We start from the raw sequence: 2,521 nt of genomic DNA on the forward strand, positions 1-2,521 counted from the left end.
GCGGAACAGCAGCCCCCAGCTGCGCCGACGGGCGTGCCCCTGCCCTCGGCGGCGGACCCGGTGCTCTGGCCGCAGCGCGAGGCGCTCAAGGCGGCACTGCAGTACCCGGGCCTGGCGGGACCGCTCTTCGACTCGCTCCCATCAGAGTGCTATACCCATCCCGCCTACGCCCTGATCGCGGACGCGCTGTCCGCGGCCGGAGGGTGCGCCTCCGGAAAGAGCGGCGCGAACTGGGTGTCCGAGGTGTCCAAGGGCCTCGAGGACGACGGTCTGCAGCGGCTGGTGGGCCTCATGGCGGTCGAGACGCTCCGCGTGGCCGAGGACGCGCTGCCCCGCTACGTCTCCGGTGTGCTCGCCCGGCTGCAGGAGGTGTGGGTGTCAGGCCAGATCGCCGACCTCAAGTCCAAGGTGCAGCGGATGAGTCCGGCGGCGGACCCGGAGGGGTACTCGGCGCTGTTCGGCGACCTCGTGGCGTTGGAGGAATACCGTCGAGGACTGCTCGAGCAGGCTGTGGGCGCCACGCCCGACATCGCCTGACCCGGCGACATGACAGTCGGCTCACGGTCCACACGGCAGTCTGGTCCGGACAAACTTTGGTGACAGAACACTTATCAATCGGGTACGGTCGCCCCAATCCGCCGTCGATCTGCAGTTCCGAGCCAGGCGTGCGGGACACCGACGACTACGGATAGGTCACCCATGCCCACGTCATCACGTCGACTCGTACTCCCCGCGGTGCTCGCCGCCTGCGGTCTCTGCCTCGGGTTGCCTCCGGCGGCGTCCGCGGAGGGGTGGGACCAGGGTCCGGTCCGGTTCAGTGCATCCGGGGACGACCAGTGCCAGGTCCACTTCACGATCGTCAACGAGACGAACGGCTACTACGTCGTCGACTTCGCGGTGGACGGGGAGGATCCGACGTCGCTGGTGGGCGTGCCGGGGGTGTGGGGCCTGACCGGGGTGCCCGTCAGGGCCAGGTTCTCCTTCGACAGCGTGGCGTACGACATCACGCGGGTCGTCGGACGTCAGGGGGTGCAGAACTCGGCCCCGGCGCCCCCCGTCTTCGCCCCGGGGACGGCCCCCTACGTCACCGACCGGGACCCGATCACCACCACCAGGACGGTGGATCTGCTCGATCAGCCACGCTTGCCGAACCGGGCCTCCGACACGCACACCGTCAGCTACCAGGTCGTCGTCGGTCCTCAGTCCGTGGACAAGGGCTTCGATCCCGCCACGGGTCAGTTCACCCTTCTCGAGACCGAGGTGTCCGGGTGCCAGACCGAGACCGTCTCGACGCTCACCGTGCCGCCGAGCGCGGTCGTGGGAACGCCGGTCGATCTCACCGTGCAGGTCGCCCCCGCGGCGGCCGAGGGCACGGTCCAGTTCTTCGCCGACGGGGAGCCGATCGGCGACCCGGGGGACGTCGTCGGCGGGTCGGCGACCCTGCCGCATGTCTTCTCCGAGGTCGGCGACCACGTCATCACTGCCGCGTTCACTCCGGCGCCTGTCGCAGACGAGTCCTCGGACACCCCGTACGCTTCGTCGACGGCGGGACCGGTGACCATCGCCGTCCAGGGTCCGCAACCGGGCACCGGATCACTCAGCCCGGGTTCGCTCGGCGTCCTGTGCGGTGAGGACGCGAACGGGTCTCTTCACGCGGGGTCCCTGGGCTCGACGGGATCGGCGTCGACCGGTTCGCTCGGATCGATCTGTGATGCTCCGGGGAGTGCCGGATCGGCGGTCGAGGGGGGTTCCCTGCTCGGGCCGGGTTCGTCGAGCTAGCCAGCCGACAACCTCCTGAGCTGGCGATTTGGTCCGATGGCCGCCCTCGCACTAAAGTAAGTTCTCGGTGTCCGACGTGCTCGTCGGTCGCCGGAAGCAATCCCCCATAGCTCAATTGGCAGAGCATTCGACTGTTAATCGAAGGGTTTCTGGTTCGAGTCCAGATGGGGGAGCAACGCAAACACCCTCCCACCTGCAAGTAGTCCGCAGGGGGAGGGTGTTTTGATTGTCGGGTTATCCGACTTCTATCCGCCTTATCGTTCGGGCGCGAGTTCGTCCAACGTCGCCGTCATGTCCGGTGCGACCGCCGCCATCTTCTCGATGTAGTGAGCCTCCGCGACGGCGGGGGTGTTCCCGAGGACCGCAGCCACGATGTCCGACCCGGCCTTCCGGTCGATGATCGTCGCCACCGTCCGACGGAATGAGTGCGGAGTCACCCACGAGAAGTCATCGCCGCGAATCTCACGCCAACGGCGACCAAAGTTGTTCAGCTCGATCAGTCCGCCCGTGGCTGACGTGAACACCAGACCGCGTGTGTTGCCGGGGGAGTGGACCCTCATGTTCATCAAGGCCGCGACGGTGAAGTCCGGGACCGTGATGGAGCGGTAGGAGTTCGACGTCTTGCCCCAGCCTTGACGATGAAGGCCCTTGTCCGGTGTGCGGACGACGGTGCCGCAGATGGTGACCGTCGGCTTCTCCGATGCGAGGTCGATGTGAACCGCACTGGCTCCGTCGGAGGGTC

The 2,521-nt window shown here is 67.6% G+C and carries 1 protein-coding gene, 1 tRNA gene and 2 pseudogenes; 3 read left to right on the forward strand and 1 reads right to left on the reverse strand.

Annotated features, from left to right (window positions below):
* The 3 genes and pseudogenes from G6027_RS16785 to G6027_RS16795 form a co-directional block, all read left to right on the forward strand.
* Nucleotides 1-537: pseudogene (locus G6027_RS16785) on the forward strand (DNA primase); the annotation flags it as partial.
* A gap of 162 nt (nucleotides 538-699) precedes the next feature.
* Complete coding sequence (locus tag G6027_RS16790; RefSeq protein WP_182638135.1) at nucleotides 700-1,779, forward strand: Ig-like domain-containing protein; 1,080 nt, start codon at nucleotides 700-702, stop codon at nucleotides 1,777-1,779.
* Nucleotides 1,780-1,879: 100 nt separating this feature from the next.
* Nucleotides 1,880-1,952 (forward strand) — tRNA-Asn (locus G6027_RS16795).
* Nucleotides 1,953-2,033: 81 nt separating this feature from the next.
* Here G6027_RS16795 and G6027_RS16800 read toward each other — a convergent pair.
* A pseudogene (locus G6027_RS16800) lies at nucleotides 2,034-2,521 on the reverse strand (hypothetical protein); the annotation flags it as partial.

The organism is Dietzia sp. SLG310A2-38A2 (assembly GCF_014145095.1).
In the GTDB taxonomy this organism is placed as follows: domain Bacteria; phylum Actinomycetota; class Actinomycetes; order Mycobacteriales; family Mycobacteriaceae; genus Dietzia.

What these genes read in the sequence shown, in the direction of transcription:
- G6027_RS16790 (WP_182638135.1), top strand. Translation starts at nt 700, where the DNA reads ATGCCCACGTCATCACGTCGACTCGTACTCCCCGCGGTGCTCGCCGCC.